At 41.5% G+C, this 19,200-nt stretch carries 15 protein-coding genes; 10 read left to right on the forward strand and 5 right to left on the reverse strand.

Features of this window, described 5'->3' with window-relative positions; all coding sequences use genetic code 11:
- The first annotated feature begins 226 nt into the window (after nucleotides 1–226).
- From FHW89_RS28845 to FHW89_RS15345, 10 genes are all read left to right on the forward strand, one after another.
- Nucleotides 227–1,255: a FecR family protein gene (locus FHW89_RS28845; RefSeq protein WP_172335932.1), complete on the forward strand. Its 1,029-nt coding sequence runs from the start codon at nucleotides 227–229 to the stop codon at nucleotides 1,253–1,255.
- A 140-nt stretch (nucleotides 1,256–1,395) separates the two neighbouring features.
- Nucleotides 1,396–4,632 (forward strand): TonB-dependent receptor, encoded by a 3,237-nt coding sequence (locus FHW89_RS15305; RefSeq protein WP_172335933.1) that lies wholly within the window; start codon nucleotides 1,396–1,398, stop codon nucleotides 4,630–4,632.
- A 412-nt stretch (nucleotides 4,633–5,044) separates the two neighbouring features.
- Entirely contained in the window at nucleotides 5,045–6,394 is a 1,350-nt protein-coding gene (locus FHW89_RS15310) for a hypothetical protein (RefSeq protein ID WP_172335934.1), read from the forward strand.
- A gap of 82 nt (nucleotides 6,395–6,476) precedes the next feature.
- Nucleotides 6,477–7,850, forward strand: coding sequence for a hypothetical protein (locus tag FHW89_RS15315; protein WP_172335935.1), 1,374 nt, complete (start codon nucleotides 6,477–6,479; stop codon nucleotides 7,848–7,850).
- Nucleotides 7,851–7,883: 33 nt separating this feature from the next.
- On the forward strand, nucleotides 7,884–8,660 hold the full coding sequence (locus FHW89_RS15320) for a hypothetical protein (protein ID WP_172335936.1): 777 nt from the start codon (nucleotides 7,884–7,886) through the stop codon (nucleotides 8,658–8,660).
- Between the two features lie 144 nt (nucleotides 8,661–8,804).
- Nucleotides 8,805–8,966 (forward strand): LPXTG cell wall anchor domain-containing protein, encoded by a 162-nt coding sequence (locus FHW89_RS29160; RefSeq protein ID WP_172335937.1) that lies wholly within the window; start codon nucleotides 8,805–8,807, stop codon nucleotides 8,964–8,966.
- 189 nt (nucleotides 8,967–9,155) lie between these two features.
- Nucleotides 9,156–9,608, forward strand: a complete 453-nt coding sequence (locus FHW89_RS15330) for an SRPBCC domain-containing protein (RefSeq protein WP_172335938.1) — start codon at nucleotides 9,156–9,158, stop codon at nucleotides 9,606–9,608.
- Nucleotides 9,589–9,915: a helix-turn-helix transcriptional regulator gene (locus tag FHW89_RS15335; RefSeq protein ID WP_172335939.1), complete on the forward strand. Its 327-nt coding sequence runs from the start codon at nucleotides 9,589–9,591 to the stop codon at nucleotides 9,913–9,915. Before FHW89_RS15330 ends, FHW89_RS15335 begins: the two co-directional genes overlap by 20 nt.
- Before the next feature lie 13 nt (nucleotides 9,916–9,928).
- Nucleotides 9,929–10,414 carry an SRPBCC domain-containing protein gene (locus FHW89_RS15340; protein WP_172335940.1) on the forward strand — a complete coding sequence of 162 codons (486 nt, stop codon included), beginning with the start codon at nucleotides 9,929–9,931 and terminating at the stop codon, nucleotides 10,412–10,414.
- A gap of 22 nt (nucleotides 10,415–10,436) precedes the next feature.
- Nucleotides 10,437–10,895 carry an SRPBCC domain-containing protein gene (locus tag FHW89_RS15345; protein ID WP_172335941.1) on the forward strand — a complete coding sequence of 153 codons (459 nt, stop codon included), beginning with the start codon at nucleotides 10,437–10,439 and terminating at the stop codon, nucleotides 10,893–10,895.
- 96 nt (nucleotides 10,896–10,991) lie between these two features.
- Here FHW89_RS15345 and FHW89_RS15350 read toward each other — a convergent pair whose 3' ends face one another.
- The 5 genes from FHW89_RS15350 to FHW89_RS15370 form a co-directional block, all read right to left on the reverse strand.
- A complete protein-coding gene (locus FHW89_RS15350) occupies nucleotides 10,992–12,818 on the reverse strand; it encodes a beta-N-acetylhexosaminidase (protein WP_172335942.1) in 1,827 nt (608 codons plus the stop codon).
- Between the two features lie 347 nt (nucleotides 12,819–13,165).
- A complete protein-coding gene (locus FHW89_RS15355; protein WP_253952243.1) occupies nucleotides 13,166–14,566 on the reverse strand; it encodes an alpha-L-fucosidase in 1,401 nt (466 codons plus the stop codon).
- A gap of 36 nt (nucleotides 14,567–14,602) precedes the next feature.
- Nucleotides 14,603–16,492 carry a beta-N-acetylhexosaminidase gene (locus tag FHW89_RS15360; protein ID WP_216650586.1) on the reverse strand — a complete coding sequence of 630 codons (1,890 nt, stop codon included), beginning with the start codon at nucleotides 16,490–16,492 and terminating at the stop codon, nucleotides 14,603–14,605.
- Between the two features lie 15 nt (nucleotides 16,493–16,507).
- Nucleotides 16,508–17,488: an alpha-L-fucosidase gene (locus tag FHW89_RS15365; RefSeq protein ID WP_172335943.1), complete on the reverse strand. Its 981-nt coding sequence runs from the start codon at nucleotides 17,486–17,488 to the stop codon at nucleotides 16,508–16,510.
- A 4-nt stretch (nucleotides 17,489–17,492) separates the two neighbouring features.
- Entirely contained in the window at nucleotides 17,493–19,076 is a 1,584-nt protein-coding gene (locus FHW89_RS15370) for a putative Ig domain-containing protein (protein WP_172335944.1), read from the reverse strand.
- Nucleotides 19,077–19,200: the final 124 nt, after the last annotated feature.

Raw genomic sequence — 19,200 nt, forward strand, 5'->3', positions numbered from 1 at the left:
ATTTAGTGTATCACTTGCCCGGGAGGGCAATTATTTTTTTATGCAATAAGAAGTATCCCGTCGGTTGCTGTTGTTGAGTTTTTGGTAATAAAAAATAAAATTATCGTTCTGATTATGAGTCCATTGTCGCGTATTTAAAAAAAACAACGATATGACGAATAGCTGTTGATCGCTTCCCGATCTTATATACATATATAAGTCATTAAAAAATATTGGAATCATAAAGGTGAAGCATCAAGAGGAAATCAGAAGATTATTTAAAATGTACCTGGAGGGCAAAACGAACACCCGCCAGAATGCCATTTTGTTTCACTACTTAAATAACAACAAAAATGCTGAACAGGAACTGTCTGATCTCATGAGCGAAACGTGGGAACAAGAACCTGTGATGCGGGATAACTCTGCTGAGGCGAATGAAGGACTGGAGCAGTTATGGGCCAAAATTGACCACAAAAAACAAAAAACGATACAGCGATATCAATTGCTGAAGTATGCGGCTTCATTGGTGATGATCTGCTCCGCAGTTTTTGTATATAAAGCCAGCCAGAAAAAACAGCTGGATATGGTAAAATCACTTGCTGTTATTACTAAAATAACAGCAAGTGGCGAAAAAGTAAAAATGCTGCTGCCCGATAGCTCGGTTGTTTACCTGGGCAGCCGCAGCAAAATCTCCTGGCCAGAGCATTTTGAAAAAGGAAAAATCAGAAGCGTTTCTCTCGAGGGTGAAGCCTTTTTTGAAGTAAAGCATGATGCTGCAAGCCCTTTTATTATCCGGTCTGGAAAGATGGAAACACAGGTTCTGGGTACTTCATTTAATATTTACGCCTACCCGGAAGATAAAATTTTTACCGTATCTGTAAGGACTGGTAAGGTAGGTGTAACCGAAAAAAGCCCGGGCGCCCGTAAGATGCTTTCTCTTTTAACAGCGGGTATGAAAATAGCCTATGACAAGGATAATGGAAAATTCAGAATTAATGTTGGACATATCAGCGAAGCGGATAGCTGGACAAATAACCGGTTTGTATTTCACGATGAAAATTTAGGATCGATGCTGGTTAAGCTTGAACGCTACTACAATGTTCATTTTGAAGTGAAAAGTGCTAAACTAAAAACATGCCGGTTTAATGCCACTTTTTCAGACATAAATATTAACGAGGTAATGCAACAGCTGAAAATTATGAGCAGCGGGCATATCAAGTATAAAGTTAGCGGCGACAAAACAAAAATAGTCTTATGGGGGGAGGCTTGTGAATGAAAATATAGCACGGCTAAGATCCGTATGCGAAAGCTTATATAAAGAAATAGTAATTAAAATAAAGAAACCGCCCTGCGTCAACAGAACGGTTTCAAAGAAATAGTTTTTAACTCGTGAAAATTAAAAATCGTAGTAAACTTATGAATATAAGCTTTTACAAAAAAGTAATTAAACATTTTTCAAGATTTAACTGCAGGGCAATCCTGTTTATATTCTTTTTATTTAGCCATGTTTCCGGCAACTTATTTGGCTCAGCTTTAAAACAATTAAAAGCTCCCGGCACCATCAACCTGAAATTAGTGGCAGTAAGTATTCCAGAGGGGCTTACTGTATTGGAAAATAAAGCAGGTTGCGTGATCAATTATAATAAGTCTATTTTCAATGAAGGCAGCCGTATTAATATTGATGTAAAAGACGAGACCCTAACCCAGGTATTAAAGCAAATGCTGGCCGGAACTCACGTTGGGTTCAAATTTGCCGATGAGCATACTGTGCTTTTATATAAGTTACCCGCACCCGTCAAACCCGGTAATATAAGCGGGAAGGTATTGGACGAAAAGGGAGAAACTCTTCCTGGTGCATCTGTAAGAATAATTGAAACCGGTAATGGGACACAAACAAGCGTAGATGGCGGATACATATTAAGTGTAGCCCCGGGTACTTATACGCTGGAGATTACTTATATCTCTTACCAAACTACGCGGATTAACGGAGTTGTGGTAACAGAGGATAAAAATACACCTTTAAACATTGCATTAAAACCAGCGAGCTCGGCCTTAAAAGAAGTGGTTGTTACGGCCAGCTACCGCAAGGCATCGGTTGATGGATTGCTTGTACGGCAAAAAAACGCTTCGGAAATTAGTAACGGTATCAGTGCAGAGCAGCTTGCCCGCACACCGGATAAAAATATTGGCGAAAGCTTAAAACGGATCAGCGGGGTAAGTACCATTGATAATAAGTTTGTACTGGTTAGGGGCATTGGCGAACGCTATAATACCGCCATGATGGACGGAACTGTACTGCCAAGTACCGAAGCCCAGAGCCGTAACTTTTCCTTTGATATGATCCCCGCAGGGTTGGTAGATAATGTAGTGGTAAGTAAAACCATTACACCCGATATGAATGCCAGTTTTGGTGGCGGACTTATCCAGATTAATACCAAGGATATCCCAAATGAAAATTTTATAAGTTTTACTGCCGGTGCGGCATACAATGACCAAAGCACCGGTAAAGATTTCCTGAGCCACAAGCGCGGAAAATATGATTATTTCGGTTTTGACGACGGCAGAAGAGATTTTCCTACCGGGCTGGTTCACACCAACAGAACTACCGATCCTAACAGAGCGCTTTCTGATGCCGATTATCAAAAAAAGGCAGTTGATCAAAGTAAAAGGTTTACGAACGACAACTTTACCATGTATAAATATAAAACGGCCCCCTCACAAAACTACCAGTTTTCCATTGGTCGTTTATTAACGCTGGACACTACCAAAAACAATAAGCTGGGTTTTACCGCTGCCATAACTTATCGTAACACACAAAATATTAATGTTATAGATGATCAATCCAGGGGAGGATCGTCTGGCTGGTACATTGATCGCCCCGATTTAAATACAGGCGCGTCCTACGCATTTAACACTACTTTAGGGGCATTGTTAAATGTGGGTTTGCAATTGGGTAAAAACCGGTTCGGCTTTCGCAATACCTATACGCATGTATATGATAACACATTAACAAGAATAACCGGATACGACCTTGATAATGGGGGTAGTTACATTCCTCTCCACACACCTAACCGGATTATGGAGGCGGATGATCCAACTTATACCACCTTGTTGCAAAACAAATTAAACGGACAGCACCAGTTAGGAAAGGTAAAAATTGAATGGGATGCTGCCAGAACTTCGGTAAACAGGGAGGAGAAAGACGCGGGTATTGCCTCGATTGCACCTGTTTTAATAGGTGATAACTACCAGTATTTTTATTTTGGCAGCAAAATTACAGAACCAAGAATTCAAGTAACCTCGCGTCAGCACGCTTCTAATAAAGAAACCCACTATTCATGGAATCTTTCGGGTACACTGCCATTTACATTTGCAGGTATCCGAAGTAGTGTAAAAGCTGGTTACTTCGGCAATCACAAAAATGCGGAATTTGACTGGCAGATCGCTGCATTGGCAACTACCGATAAGGTTTCTGATAGCTTAGGGTATAAATCTATAGGGCAAATGATCAACCCTGCAAATATTGCCTATGATAAATATATATACGCAATAGATCCTTCTTTTATAGATAGTTACAAAGGGAAAAGCCAAATACATGCGGGCTATGTGATGCTGGATAACCGGATATTTGATAAACTCAGATTGGTTTGGGGTTTAAGGACCGAGTATTACAAATATACCGAAATTAAACAGGGAGCAATTATTAAAGGAGGTGCAGAGAATATATTTTCGATAAAACCCGATAAGCGCTGGCAATGGCTCCCTTCGGCTAATTTAACCTACAGCCCGATACAGTCCCTGAATATCAGGGGAGCTGTTTCCAGCAGTGTGGTAAGACCCGAGTTAATGGATAATAACCCATTTTTGAGGTATAGTCCCACATTGGATGCTTTATATGGCAATAAAGGGTTATATAGCACCCGTATCAATAGCTATGATCTTAAAACGGAATGGTTCCCGGGCCTGGGCGAAATTATATCTATAGGGGGCTTTTATAAACGTTTTGATAAACCTGTAGAATTGAACGCTATAAGGGTGAATGGTAACCCTAATTATTACCTCCAAAATGCTGATTGGGCGAAAGTTTATGGCCTCGAATTTGAATTGCGTAAAAACTTCGGCTTTATAGCTGATGAAGGAATCCTGAAAAATATAACAGCCTATGGTAACCTTACCCTGCAAAAGTCAACAGTACAAAGTACCTATACCGTAGACCCTGGAGGCGGCAAGCCATACATACAAGTTCCCACTCAACAAAAAAGATCCCTGTATGGGCAGTCGCCTTACCTGTATAATGTGGGTTTACAGTACATCAGTAATCATTTGGGTTTTAACGCAGCTTATAATAAATCGGGACGTAAAACTTACATCGTTAGTGATATCCCCTCCTTCATTGAATATGAAAAACCAAGGGATCAGCTGGATATTCAAATTAGTTACCGCTTCCTAAAAAATAAGATGGAAGTGAAATTCAACATGGCTAACCTTACTAATAATATATCCACCATTTACCGTAACACAGCCAGTTATGAAGTAAATTCTGAGAATGTCCTGAAACCCGGATTTACTAATAATTACGACAAAGGCGACCAGGTGATGTTTCAACAGCGGTTCGGGCGTACCTACAGTACATCGCTTACTTATAATTTTTAATAACGAGAATACATCATGTATGTAGATATATAATGGTTAAACAATTAAAAAAATGGAGGAAAAATAAGATCCTGCTGTGCCATAAAAATAAAACGAAGGGTGTTCAACAACCCTTCGTTTAAAAAACCGAATAGCATGCGCGCTAACGGCACAACCAGGACAAACCTGAGAGTAATATAAAAATCCCCGAAAGGATGCCTGTTACTAAGCCGAGGGTTTAGACCAGAAGATCGATACAGGTGAATTATGTTCAGCCGTAAAGATAATAAAAAAAGTAAGTCTGAAAATAGCTTCTCTTTTGATCTTGAAAAAATTGAGATACTATTATTCTGAATTACAGAAAGTTCCAAATAAACCGAATAAATGGGGGTTAAAAATTAACTACCTCTCTGAAAAACAAAAAAGTAAAAAAATGAAAAAATTATCTTTAGTGGCCCTATGCTTGGCTGCCGGACTTTTAGTAACATCTTGCAAAAAAGGAGCCAATGATAGCCCTTCGTTTGATAACCGCAGCACTGCTGCTACCGATTACCCATCTTCGGTTACATCATTACCGGTAACTACTGTTAGTGGAGATATTACCACTAATACTACCTGGGATGCTGCTCATGTTTGGGAGATCAGCGGTGTTGTTACCGTAAGAAGCGGCGCTACCCTAACTATCAATGCGGGTACCTTCATCAAATCAACTGTAAATACTGCAGGTGTTCAAAATGGTGTATTGGTAATTGCCAAAGGTGGTAAAATTAATGCTGTAGGTACTGCAACAAGCCCTATCGTTTTCACCAGCCGTTACCTGTTAGATGGTAATAACGCTACTGTTGGAAAACCTGGCGATTTTGGCGGTGTTATCCTTTTAGGTAACGCTGTAATTAACGTAGGTGATAAATTAATTGAAGGTTTGGCTGATGATCCTAAATTTCACTATGGTGGTACCAATGATGCTGATAACAGCGGTACATTACAGTTTGTTCGTATCGAATTTGCTGGTTATGTATTAGCTCCAAATGTTGAAGTAAACTCTTTAACTTTAGGTGGTGTAGGTAGCGGTACTACTATCGATCACGTACAGGCATCTTATGGCCTTGATGACGGATTTGAGTTTTTTGGTGGTAAAGTAAGCCCTAAATACCTGATCTCATTTGCAAATGACGATGATCAGTTTGATTTTGATAATGGCTTTACCGGTAACATCCAATTCGCTATTGGTGTAGTTGATGCTTATTCAACTCACAGCGCCAGCGGCACTGCCAGCGATTCAAATGGTATTGAGTCTGACAATAATGCACCTGCAGAAGATGCAACTTTCAGCAAATTACCTAAAACTCATCCAACACTATCAAATTTCAGTATCATAGGTACTTCTGCTGCAACTTTATCACCGGCTATTACTGCTCCTGGTCTTAAATGGGCTTTCCGCAACCGTCGCGGTGCTGAGGCTTCATTAAGCAACTCACTGGTCACCGGTTACCCTTCAGGCATTGTAGCTGATGTTGATGCAAACGCTTCATTGGTATCATTAACTAACGTTTCTGTTCATGGCTTTACTGCTGCAACTTCAGTATTGGGTACTGGCGCATTTGTATCTTCAGGTTTAACTACCTCAACTGCAGCTGCTGCTCCTACCTGGGGTATGAGCCAACCGTTCTATAATTCAGGTGCGGTTAATTTCGCTACCGGTTTAGGTGTAACAAGAGGCGCTGTAACTTCAGCTTCTGCATCTGCATGGGCTATTTCTTCATGGACTAAATTTACTTTCTAAGAATTTAGGTTAACTATTAACTATAAACCGGGGCATCATTTGATGCTCCGGTTTATTCATAAACATGTGTAATTCTTATCATATGGTAAAACTTAAACACATATTTCTGGCCGCAGGGCTTTGTTTGGTAATGGCCTGTAAAAAGGAAGCTAAGAATGACGCTTCGTTTGATAATCGCAGCATATCAGCTACCGACTACCCCTCCTCAGTTACATCATTACCGGTAACTACCGTAAGTGGCGATATTACCACCAACACTACCTGGGATGCCGGTCATGTTTGGGAACTGAGCGGCATTGTTACAATTAGAAGTGGTGCTACGCTAACCATTAACGCGGGTACTTTCATTAAAGCTACTGTAAATAATCCAAATGCTCAAAATGGTGTATTGGTAATTGCCCAGGGTGGTAAAATTAATGCTGTAGGTACTGCAACAAGTCCTATTGTTTTCACCAGCCGTTACTTGTTAGATGGTAATAACAGCACCACCGGGCGGCCTGGTGATTTTGGAGGTGTTATCCTTTTAGGTAAAGCAAGAGTTAACGTTGGTGGTAAATTAATTGAAGGTTTGACCAATGATCCTAAATTTTATTACGGGGGTACCGATGACGCTGATAATAGTGGTGCAATGCAGTTTGTACGTATTGAATTTGCGGGGTTTGTGTTAACGACAAATGTTGCAGTAAATGCTTTAACATTCGGTGGCGTAGGCAATGGTACTGTGATAGATCATATACAGGCATCATACGGACTGGATGACGGATTTGAGTTCTTCGGTGGTACAGTAAGCCCTAAATACCTGATCTCATTTGCAAATGCCGACGATCAGTTTGATTTTATCAATGGCTATACCGGTACTATCCAATATGCCATCGCGGCAGCAGACGCTTATTCAACTCACAGTTATGCAGGTTCGAGCTTCGTATCTGATTCAAATGGTATTGAATCTGACAATAATTATCCTGCTGAAGATGCGACTTTTAGTTTAGCGCCAAAAACTCACCCTACATTATCAAATTTCGATGTAGTGGGTACTCAGACAGCGACGTTAACACCATCCATTACTTCTCCTGGATTTAAGTGGGCTTTCCGTAACCGCCGTGGTGCCGAATTTACCATCAATAACTCATTATTTACCGGTTACCCTTCGGGTATTGTATCTGATGTTGATGCAGATGCTTCATTGTCAACATTAACAAAAGTTTCTGTTCATGGCTTTACTGCGGCAACTTCAGTGTTGGGTACCGGCGCATTTGTATCTTCAGGTTTGATTACTTCAACCTCAGCTGCTGCTGATAAATGGGGCATGAGCCAGCCATTCTATAATTCGGGCGTGGTTAATTTCGCTACCGGTTTAGGTGTAACAAAAGGTGCTATAACAGCCTGGGGAACTGCAGCTTTGCCTGCTACTGCACCGGCCTGGGCTATTGCCTCATGGGCTAAATTTACGTTCTAAAACGTTGTTTTGTAAAACTTATATTATAATTATATGATTAAATTAAGGCACATCATTTTTCTTTTTCCGCTTTTATTGTCGGCTTGTAAAAAAGAACAATTATTAAACCCGGAAAAGACTGCGAGCCCTGTAAGCTTTAATATAAAAGGCTTGGTGCTGTCGACGGATACCCTGGAGGTGATATTCAATAATAAAGTATTGGGTGAGCTGCCAGCTAAAAAAGACGCGTTTTCGGGGGGGCTTTTTAACCCTGGCGACAAGATACAGTTGCGTAAAAAAACGGATGGTAAAGTGGTCAAAGAGTTTGAAATTGCCGCTAAGCCTTTTAATCAGCTAAAAAAGTTTTTTTATGATGGCACAACACTCTCTGATAATGTGACGGTTACACCCGTAAGTAATCCTGATAACATGGGTTTCCGGTTCCGGTTCAGTACAACCTTCAAAGATTTTTACGGTGGCCCGGTAGATCTCGCATTATTGGACGTTGACGAAATTACCTATGATATTGTACCTTTAACAACGATTACAAATATTACCGGGGCTTTTGGTGATTTTATAGAATTGACGCCTTTAAAACCAGATCACGCTTATTACTTCTTGGTTTATAAAGCCGGCACGGAAGATTTACCTTATACCAGTCTGGAAAATGTTACAGAGGAGGCCCAATCTAATCCTTATCAAGTATTCATACCTTCCGTTAATTTTAAAAAGGGAACCAGTCAATTACTTTCAATTTCACCTTTTCTGTTAGATGGGACTAAGGTAGGACAAGGTTACGATATAAATGATCTTTCAACGTTTTTCAAATAAAAACCTTTCAACACAAAAATACCTGGTTGTAACCAGGTCAATAATATAAAAGAGTAGCAGGTTAACACTTGCTACTTTAAATTGTGCTGTTAAAAATGTCAACAAATCGGAATTATAAGGAAGCATGTCCTAATTACACGTTTCGTGAAAAATAAATTTAAACAACAGTATCCTACTACAGGGTTTTCGGAACACTGTGCATCAAACAATAATCCTAACCTCCTCGTCACCGGAAGTCTCGCGGCACTTGGCGGTCTAATTATATTTTCGCTGATCGCATGGTTAGGGAGTGTTTGTATACAATAAGGGCATACACTTCCTGACCGGCTTCGGCACTCCCACTTATCCTCTCACTTTACCTGCTGCACTATTCCTTGAAGATGAGAGGCATTAGCTCCTTTTGTCAAAAAAAAATAAGGTTTTAAAAAAAGTGAAAATAAATTTGCGTAACCCAGAAGTTACATATACATTTGAGTAACTTAAAAGTTACGCATTATGGCAAAGATCATTCAACATCAATTTTTTTATCCTAATCCGCCAGAGGTGGTTTGGGAGTACCTCACCAAACCCGAGTTAATTGCTCAATGGCTCATGAAAAACGATTTTGAGCCCACCATAGGGCATGAATTTAATTTTCATGCCAGCCCCATGCCCGATATGGATTTCGACGGCATTTTTTACTGCAAAGTTTTGGAGATCGTTCCGTTCAAAAAGCTTTCCTATTCCTGGGATTTCGGACCGGGCGATGGATCGATGACCCGCTCGGTAGTGAACTGGACATTAACCGAAAAAGATAACGGCACCGACCTTTTGCTGATACATCGTGGTTTCGAGGGAGCAAATAACTTCCTGTCTATGTTCAACTCGATGGAAAAAGGCTGGTTGGAGCTTATCCAAAAACTTTTGAAAATAATCAACAATACAGCAAATGGAACAACACAGGCTTGATGCATTCCAGGTAATTGCCGACCCAAGCCGGAGACAAATGTTATACCTGCTCTCGAAAGATAGCTTAACCATTAATGCTCTGGCCGACAATTTTGATATGAGCCGACCTGCCGTATCCAAGCATATTAAAGTGTTGTACAATGCAGGCTTTATTTCGATACAGGACATAGGCCGGGAAAGACACTGTATACTGAAACAGGAGGGCTTTAACGAATTGCACCAATGGTTAGCGTATTTCGACGAGTTCTGGGGCAGCAAATTGAAAAACTTAGAGGCCCTCCTTAATGAAAGAACCAATAAAAAATAAATCAATAGAAATCATGGAAAATCAAAATTTCACAGCTACCATCCTGGTAGATCAAACTCCAACACAAGCTTTTGATGCTATTAATAATGTTCGCGGATGGTGGTCAAAAGAAACTAAAGGTGATACCGATAAATTGGGCGCCGTATTTTATTACCACTACCAGGATGTACATACTTGTACATTCCAGATCACCGAACTGATACCCGGCAAAAAAGTAGTTTGGCATGTGCTACAGAATCATTTTAATTTTATTAAAGACCAGACTGAATGGGTGGATACAGACGTTGTATTTGAAATTACCAGTAAAGACGATAAAACAGAGGTTCAGTTTACACATGTTGGACTTGTACCAGCATATGAGTGTTACGATATTTGTTTTAACGCTTGGGGTACATACATTACCAAAAGTTTGTATGACCTTATTACCAAAGGCGAAGGCCAGCCCAACCCGATAGAAGAGTCTGTTAAAAAAGCTCAGGAAATGAGGGCGGAGTTATAAAATAAAGAGAAAGGGCAAAAAAATGAGAGATCAGAGTTACACCATCGTTTTTACGGTTGATCAATCCCCGGAGGTAGTTTTTGATGCTATCAATAATGTGCGAGGATGGTGGACAGAAAGCATGCAAGGTGGTTCAGAAAAGTTAAATGATGAATTTGAAGTACACTTCGGGGAGGTACATTATTCAAAGCAAAAATTAATAGAGGTGATCCCCGGCAAAAAAGTTGTTTGGTTTGTTACCGATAGCAAACTCAATTTTGTGAAAGACAAAAACGAGTGGACTGGTACCCAGATTGTTTTTGAAATTACCGAATATGGCAGCAAAACGGAGGTGCGTTTTACACACGTGGGTTTAACCCCCCAATATGAATGTTATGGTGCTTGCTCCAGCGCTTGGTGCGGTTATATCAATCATAGTTTAAATAGTTTGATTGCTACAGGGAAAGGGCAGCCAACCGAGAAGGAAGAAGTGAGTTTTTGATAAGCAACCGGGACTTCGGCCAGCTAAAGGTGCTATAAAGCCCCCAGTTTTCGCTGGAGGCTTTTGGTTTGTGTAATTAATCTGTGAGTGGCGGTACTATTTAATATCAACACTAAATTCATTACTCGTTTTATTTTCGCGGGTAACTATGATGTACCTTAAAGTTAAAGGCCTGCCATTGGTCAGGGGCGACAATATCGGGCCTGTATACAGATCGGCAGTGTTATCGGCCTTGTGCCCGTCTATGGTATAGTATATTTTGCTGTCCGCAACAAAAGAGGTAATAGTTATTCTTTTTCTTTTGGTTGCCGCGTCATCGGTGATCACCACATTGGCTTCCGGGATGCGATAATTGACGCCTGATCGTTCTATAGATTCTAATATTACCGGTAACCTCTGGCTGGTAAAATCTTCATAATTTTTGTTATCAGTTTTGGTCCAGCCAACTTCTGCCAGTGCGATAACACGCGGAAACAACATGTATTCTAATTTATTGTTGGTGGCTACATACTCTGTCCACATATTGGCCTGCACGCCTAAAATATGTTTCTGCTGATCGGTGCTTAATGCTGTTGGCCGTGGATTATAATTATAAACCACATCTAAGGGTAAAAAGCCTCCGATATTCAGGGGCTCTGTTTTACCGTCTTTGGCCTGGGCATGATCTACATACATGTTACTATTGGGCGACATGATCACATTATGCCCTTCTTTGGCTGCCTGTATGCCACCTGCTTCGCCTCTCCAACTCATTACGGTTGCGTTGGGTGTTAGCCCGCCTTCCAAAATTTCATCCCAGCCAATCAGGTTTTTGCCGTTTTTGTTTAAAAACTTTTCTATGCGGTTTATAAACCAGCTTTGCAGCTCGTGTTCGTCTTTCAGATTATTTTCATGGATGATCTTTTGCGCCAGGGCTGAACTTTTCCATTCATCCTTCGGAACTTCATCACCGCCAATGTGGATGTACTTGCTCGGGAAAATGGTCATCACCTCGGTTAAAACATCCTGTAAAAACTGAAACGTCGGTTCACCTGGATTGTAAATAGTATGATGTACACCCCAATAGCCGGGTACTTTGTATGGGCCTGTTCCATTACCTAATTCGGGATAGGCGGCCAATACGGCGGTACTGTGACCGGGCATTTCAATTTCGGGTATCACTTCAATATTTCTTTCGGCGGCATATTTTACCACCTCGCGAGCCTGCTCCTGGGTATAAAAGCCACCGCTTTTTTTACCATCGTAAACAAATGGCTTGAAATCATAATATTGACCAATAATGGTCGAATCGCGCCAGGCACTGATGGCAGTTAGTTTTGGATATTTTTTTATTTCCAAGCGCCAGCCCTGGTCGTCTGTTAAATGCCAGTGCAGCGTGTTGAGCTTTAACGAAGCCATCACATCCAGGATCTTTTTGATCTCGTTGGTGTCAAAAAAGTGCCGGCCAACATCCAGCATCAATCCGCGATAGGCAAAATTGGGCTCATCATTAATGTTCACCACGGGCACAAATAATTGCTTACCTTTTTGCTGAATAAGCTGTAATAAGGACTGAGCTCCATAAAACACACCGGCGCGGCTTCCCTGGATATTAACGCCCTTATTGGTCACTTTAAGCTGGTAACTCTCATTTGATGATTTTGCAGGCGATGAAGTATTTAAAACAATAGTATTTGCAAGTGCTACATTATTGGTCCTTAAGGTAAAGCCGTATTGCTTTTTTAAAAAATAATTGAAAATTGCCGCCACTTTTTGAGCATCGGGTTCTTTGGCTACGACACTGGTATACTGGTCAATAACAAACAGGCCAACACCCTTTTCTACAAAAGCAGGTTTGGGTACGATAGTTACTTTGGTGGCTTGTTGAGCAAACGCCGTCCGTCCGATTAGGATCAGGAAAAATAAAAAGAGATTTTTTTTCATAATAAAATTAAAACAGGATTATCCGTTTTTTTATGTCGGATGGGTATTTGATATTAGTGGAGTGAATATATTTTAAAAAGATAGAATTTGTCTATTCTATCATCACGCAAACGGTTGTTTGGAATTATTGCCTTTTAGTAAACCTGAATACCCATCCGTCCGATTATCGCAGATTACTTGATTACAAATACTAATCTATTATCGGCCAGATGGGTTATTTGATGTTTGTGTATTAAAGTTTGCGATTTTAATACCCGGTAAATTGTTTATATAATCCCACGGCTGTCAACGTTGGGTTTAGTCTGGACGATGTAATGTTTAGCCTCACCTTTTGAGCGGTAACCGGTTTAAAACGAATCAACCTTTTGGCCAACCGTAGTGCCTTCGGCTATTTGCTCCCAGTTTGTTCCGTTAAAATATTCCAGGTTGAATTTTTCAATACGCTGACCAATGGTGATATTTTCCTGCAAACTCAATACATCAAATGTTTGCGGTTTGGGCAGGTTGAATTCGATAACCGCCGTGCTGTCTTTGCTTTTTGTGGTCCAGTAGTTTTGGAGATTGCTGTTTAATAAGGCTTTGGTATTGATGCCATTTACTGAGCTGATCTTCGCCCCTTTCAATAAGTTGGTTTTAAAAGTTTGATCTATGATGTTTTTCCATGCCATCAGATTTTTTTGATCATGCTCATTGATTAAGCCTTTTGTATCCGGTGGGATATTAAGTAGCAAAACAGAATTGCGACCTACAGAACTATAATAGATATCCAGCAGCTTTTCCGGCGATTTTACTTGATTATCTTCCGCTTCATGATAAAACCATCCCGGTCTGATGGATACATCTGTTTCGGCAGGATACCATACCAGCGCTTTTGCTTTGCTTATTTTTTCGCGATTTCCAAGATCACTTCCGGTCATATCCCCTTTGGGTTTAAAGGCAATGTCTTTTTGCGAATCTTTCTCGGTACCCGTATTGTTTTGCTGATCGACGGGTATAACACTCCATTCAGATAAACGGCCGTAACCGCTTTCGGTACCTACCCAGCGCACATCCGGCCCCATAATGGCTATTACGGCATTGGGCTGTAACTTGCGGATCAAACTGTACCAGGCATCGAAATGGTATACTGGCTTTTTACCGTTTGGACCTTCGCCGTTAGCCCCGTCGAACCAAACCTCATCAACCCGGCCATAATTGCTCAGTAATTCGGTCAGTTGGTTCATGAAATAAGCATTGTACTTTTCGGTATCGCCATAATCGGGATTGTTTCTGTCCCATGGGGAAAGGTAAATACCAAAACCAACACCTTGCTGATGGCAAGCGTCGGCTACCTCTTTTACTACATCTCCCTGCCCGTTTTTCCAGGGGCTGTTTTTTACAGAATGTTCTGTGTATTTACTCGGCCAAAGGCAAAAGCCATCATGGTGTTTGGCTGTAATGATCACCTGTTTTATTCCGGCCTGTTTGCAGGTACGTACCCATTGGGCGGCATCTAACTGAGTTGGGTTAAATAGTTTGGTATCTTCTTTACCATCGCCCCATTCCCGGTTGGTAAAAGTGTTCATGCCGAAATGTAAGAACGCGGTGAACTCCAACTGCTGCCAGCGTAATTGCCGTGGCGAAGGCGTAATGTGCGCGGCTTTATTTACAATTTCCTGTTGGGAATCCGTTGGACTAATGGTTGTGTAATTTTGCGCGTAAACCGTAGAGCAAAAGCCTATGGCCATTATGGATAATATATGTTTCATTTTATTTAATTGCATTTTTGAAAACCCGCTGATTCATTACTTTGCCCTTTTCTCTAATTCCTCACGCGGAACGATCAATAATTTTCCTGCGGCTGCATTTCCTTTAAATGTTTGTGCTCTGATTTGGTAGATCCCTTTGGGAATAGCTACCGGAGTGCCGGTATAACGGATGCTCGATGTATCAGGGTTGGTATTATCAAGTGTGTAGTAAATATTCAGGTTGTCGATGTCTGTGCTAAGAGAAACCAATAATTGTTTTTGCTCATCGAGTTTTGCAGTTGCCAGTACATCAAAGGCTGCTTTGGAATAATTGATTTGCGCGGCATCCAGGGTTTTAAATTGGGGCTCTAATTTTTTTTGAAAATTAGTCCAGCTTTGTTTGGCCGGTAGCGACCAAAATACCTCGGATAATGCCAGCGACCGTGGCCAGGTCATATATTCGGCATGCAGCCCGGTAGGTACAGCTTCCGACCATAAATTACCCTGCGCGCCCAAAACCAATGTACTGTCTATCCCGGCTGGAACAGGGTTCCATTGATAGGCTGTTTGCAAGCGCAACATATCGTATGTGTCGGGCTCCAGTTGCGGATCGCCCTGGTAAAGATCTAAGTAAGTATTGCTGCTGGGTGTAAAAATAACCTGGTGCCCTTGTTTAGCAGCCTCCATCCCTCCCTGCATACCTTGCCAGCTCATCACTGTTGCCTCGGGAGCCAGTCCGCCTTCCAGAATTTCATTCCAGCCAATTAATTTTTTCTTCTTTTTCTTCAGGATCTTTTCCACCCTTTTTATAAAATAGCTTTGCAGTTCATGCTCCGTTTTTATTCCCTGCTGCTTCATAAAATCCTGCACCACGGCCGACTGCTGCCAGAAGTACTTTGTACATTCATCGCCACCAATGTGGATATAATCTCCCGGAAACAAAGCGGCTACTTCTGTAAAAACTTTATCTAAAAAAGTATACACGCGTTCGTCTGCCGGATTTAAAGTATTATCGTCGATATTATAAAATTTACTTCCGGGATTTACCTGATAAATGTATCCTGTTGCCGACAAATAAGGATAAGATGCTATAGCGGCCAGCGAATGGCCCGGAACATCAATTTCGGGCACAATGGTTATATGTCTTTCGGTCGCGTAGGCGATAATTTCTTTTATATCCTGCTGCGTGTAATACCCACCATAGGTAGCCTTTTCATTTTTTTGAGGCGGAGCATAAGACCACCACTGCCCTGTTCTGGGTACGCGCCAGGCGCCCACTTCCGTTAAGTGGGGCAGCGATTTTATTTCGATGCGCCATCCCTGGTCGTCTGTTAAATGCCAGTGAAAAACATTGAATTTATAGCGGGCCATATCATCAATGTATTTTTTAACAAAGTCTTTTGAAAAGAAATGCCGGCTTACGTCGAGCATCAGTCCGCGCCATTTTAACCGGGGATAATCAACAATTTCTACAACGGGTAAACTATGCTGTTGCTTATTGGCTTCGCCTGAAAGAGAAAGCAATTGCCGCAATGTTTGTAAGCCATAAAATATACCGGCCGTTTTACGTGCCTGCAGTTTTACTTCATGCTCGGTAATGGATAGCTCGTAGCCTTCGTCATTACCTAGATTGTTTAATGCCGGATTCAACAATAAACTAATAGAGTGCTCGGATGCTGTTGTTTTGTTTTTTACAGGCAATGTGACGCCCGCCAGCGTATTGATCCATTCATTAGACCGGTTGCCCAGAGCGGCAAGCTCGGGACTGCCTGATGAGATAATCAAGGAAGTATGGTTATCAATTACAAATGTGCCTTTGCCCTGAACCAAGGATACCGGTTCGGGAATAAGGGCAGGTTTTATTTGTGCTGCTCCGGTATAACACATAAATGTCAGTGTTAAAGGAAATAAATACATGATGCGGTTAATGGCAAAGTACTTTTTCATATTGATGATAATAATTTATTGGCCTTTTTTGATTTTTCTGATCATCTCTCCCACTTTTGTAAGTGTTTTCACATCAATGTCTCGTAATTTGCCATCCCTTCCCGGTCCAACATCCAGGGCGAAAAAATTATCATATTTTATCGCACCTTTATAATCCTCAATTATTTCTTCAGGAGTGCGGCAAACAGTATCATTAGCCGGGCTGGTATAAAACCATCTTTCTTTTCCTAATATGGGATAAGTAAATTCAGCCTTCTTGAAGCCTCTATGAATCACCTTATTGTATGGGCCGCCGCCTTCTGCACTGTTAAGCGGGCCAGGTTTTCCCATTTCCCCAAGTCTGATGTCACCTGCTGTTTCGCCATTATTAAAGCCTACCATACAATCGGGTTGAAATTGTTTGATCCATTCAGCGGTAGCTTCGTGATTTAATCCACCATCAGATTGCGCATGATCAAACCAGAAGTAAGCTATTGGGCCATATAGCGTGCAAAGTTCTTTTAATTGCGCCTTTTTCAATTCACTGTTTCGCCCCATTCGCCAATAGTTTTCCTTGTTCACAAAATCTTCGGGTTTCAAATCTTTAGGGATCCAGGTCCAGTCGGCTTCTGAAAAGTAAAGGGCCAGTTTTAGGTCATATTTTTCACACGATTTTTTTAGGGAAGCCAATACATCCTTCTTCCAGGGGCTATTGGTTACTTTCCAGTTTGTAGTTTTGGTATTCCACAAACAAAAGCCGTCATGATGTTTGGTCAGGAATAAAATATAATCCATTCCCGCGTCTTTGGCCACTTTACACCATTGATCGGTATTAGCATCAGTAGGATTAAAAAAGGACACATCGGTGATTCCACGCGTCCACTCCTCGTCTGAAAAAGTACTTAACGACCAGCAAATAAACATGCCAAAATGCAGATTGGATATTTTAGCGCTTTTATTTTGTGCGTAAGCTGCAGAGCAAAAGCTTAAGGCTATTATGAGTAGTATATTCTTCATTTACTTAGTTATTGCATTTTAATATCACTATACCATGTGATGGTATATTGACAGGTATATCCCCTTCCGGAAAGTGGGCAGTTTGCTTTGCCCACAGATCGGTTATGGTAGCAGGCAAGTGAGGTAATTCAAAGTTTAATATATTCACGTTGGAGGTGATCGTGGTATCTGAAGCATTAAGCAATGCGATGATGAACGATCCATCCTCCATAGGTTTTTGCCAAATTTCTAGCTGGTTATCCATTACTTTTAATCTCTTGGCTGCCTTCCCCAAGGCGTCCTGATCAACAGCGATCATTTCCTGGCTTTGGAGCAGCCGGAGTGTGGCTTCATCAATATCTTCCATGTTGGCGCCTATAAGCAGTGGGGCGCTCAACATGCACCACATGCTGAAGTGTGTTTTCTGCTCTTCTGCACTAAGGTGGTTTGCCCTTTTTTTGCCGTCCTCATCATTGCCGCCAATAGTGCCGATTTGTAAAATATCAGGATCGTTCCAATTGCCGGGTTTTACGTAAGCCGCCTTGTCAGCCAGTTTTTTCATCGCGTTATGGATAGAGCTCCAATTATCGCGGATATCTTGTTCTGTTCGCCACAACTGTCCTCCGGCCTCATTACCCCACTCCCAAACATTACCCATACCATATTGGCACAGGGAAAAAATAATATCGCGTTGCTGTTGCTGTAAAGCGCCGGCCATAAGTTTATAAGGTTTTATATACTCGGCACGGGAAGTGTCTTTGGCAAAGACACCGTAGCTGCACCAATCGTATTTCAGGTAATCAAAGCCCATGTCCGACCAAAATTTAGCATCCTGCAATTCATGATTATAGCTCCCGGCTGCCCCTCCGCAGGTTAAGGGGCCTGGGGATGAATATATACCCGCTTTAAAACCCTGGCGGTGCAATGTTTCGGTCATCCCTTTCAGATTGGGGAAGAAAGAACTGGGCACAAGGTTGCCGCTGCCATCTCTTGGGGCGCCTTGCCGGGTTGTTAAATTATCCGGGCCTTCATAATAGCGGTAAACTTTATTGTCTGGCCGAGTTTTAAGTTCGGCCCAAACAGGATTGTTTTTGGCCGGTTGATTTGCCCAGGGATCATCCACTTCCAGCAAGGTCCAGCCTAATTGCTGCAGGCCTTTTTCTTTCATAAGTTTGGCTGTCAATTCAATTTGCTTTTGAGTTACGTTGCGGCCGTAACTGTACCAGCTGCTCCATCCCATGGGCGGGGTTAATGCCAGGCGGTCGCCTATAACCAATGAAAATACGCGGGTAGTTTTTCCGAACTTGTTTTTAACTGTGAGTTTAATGGGGTAGTTTCCGGGAGTATGAATTTTACCAGTGATTATTCCTGTTTGCGTGTCAAATTGCACCGTTGCCGGTAAACCCTTTGCCTCCATCTGGATGGGCTGAGCACCGGAAACCGGGACCGGGTAAATAAAAATTTTATCAGGGCGTGCCCCAAATAATCGCGGTCCGTTAATCTGTGGGGCTGGATCCTGCTGCGCATAGCAATACCCACATAACAATACATGGGTTATAGTTATAAAAAGGTTGTTTACTGCTTTTTGACAGATATGGCCAGCATTCATAAGTTTTGAGTTTTTACAATATAGTTCTTTTGTTTCCAGGCTGATATGGTTTTTTGTTTAAAATTAAATTCATAATAAGCTTCCGGCAAACAGCCGGAAGCTTTGTGATAGATATAGGGTTTAA

Source organism: Mucilaginibacter sp. SG564 (assembly GCF_013149275.1).
Classification (GTDB): domain Bacteria; phylum Bacteroidota; class Bacteroidia; order Sphingobacteriales; family Sphingobacteriaceae; genus Mucilaginibacter.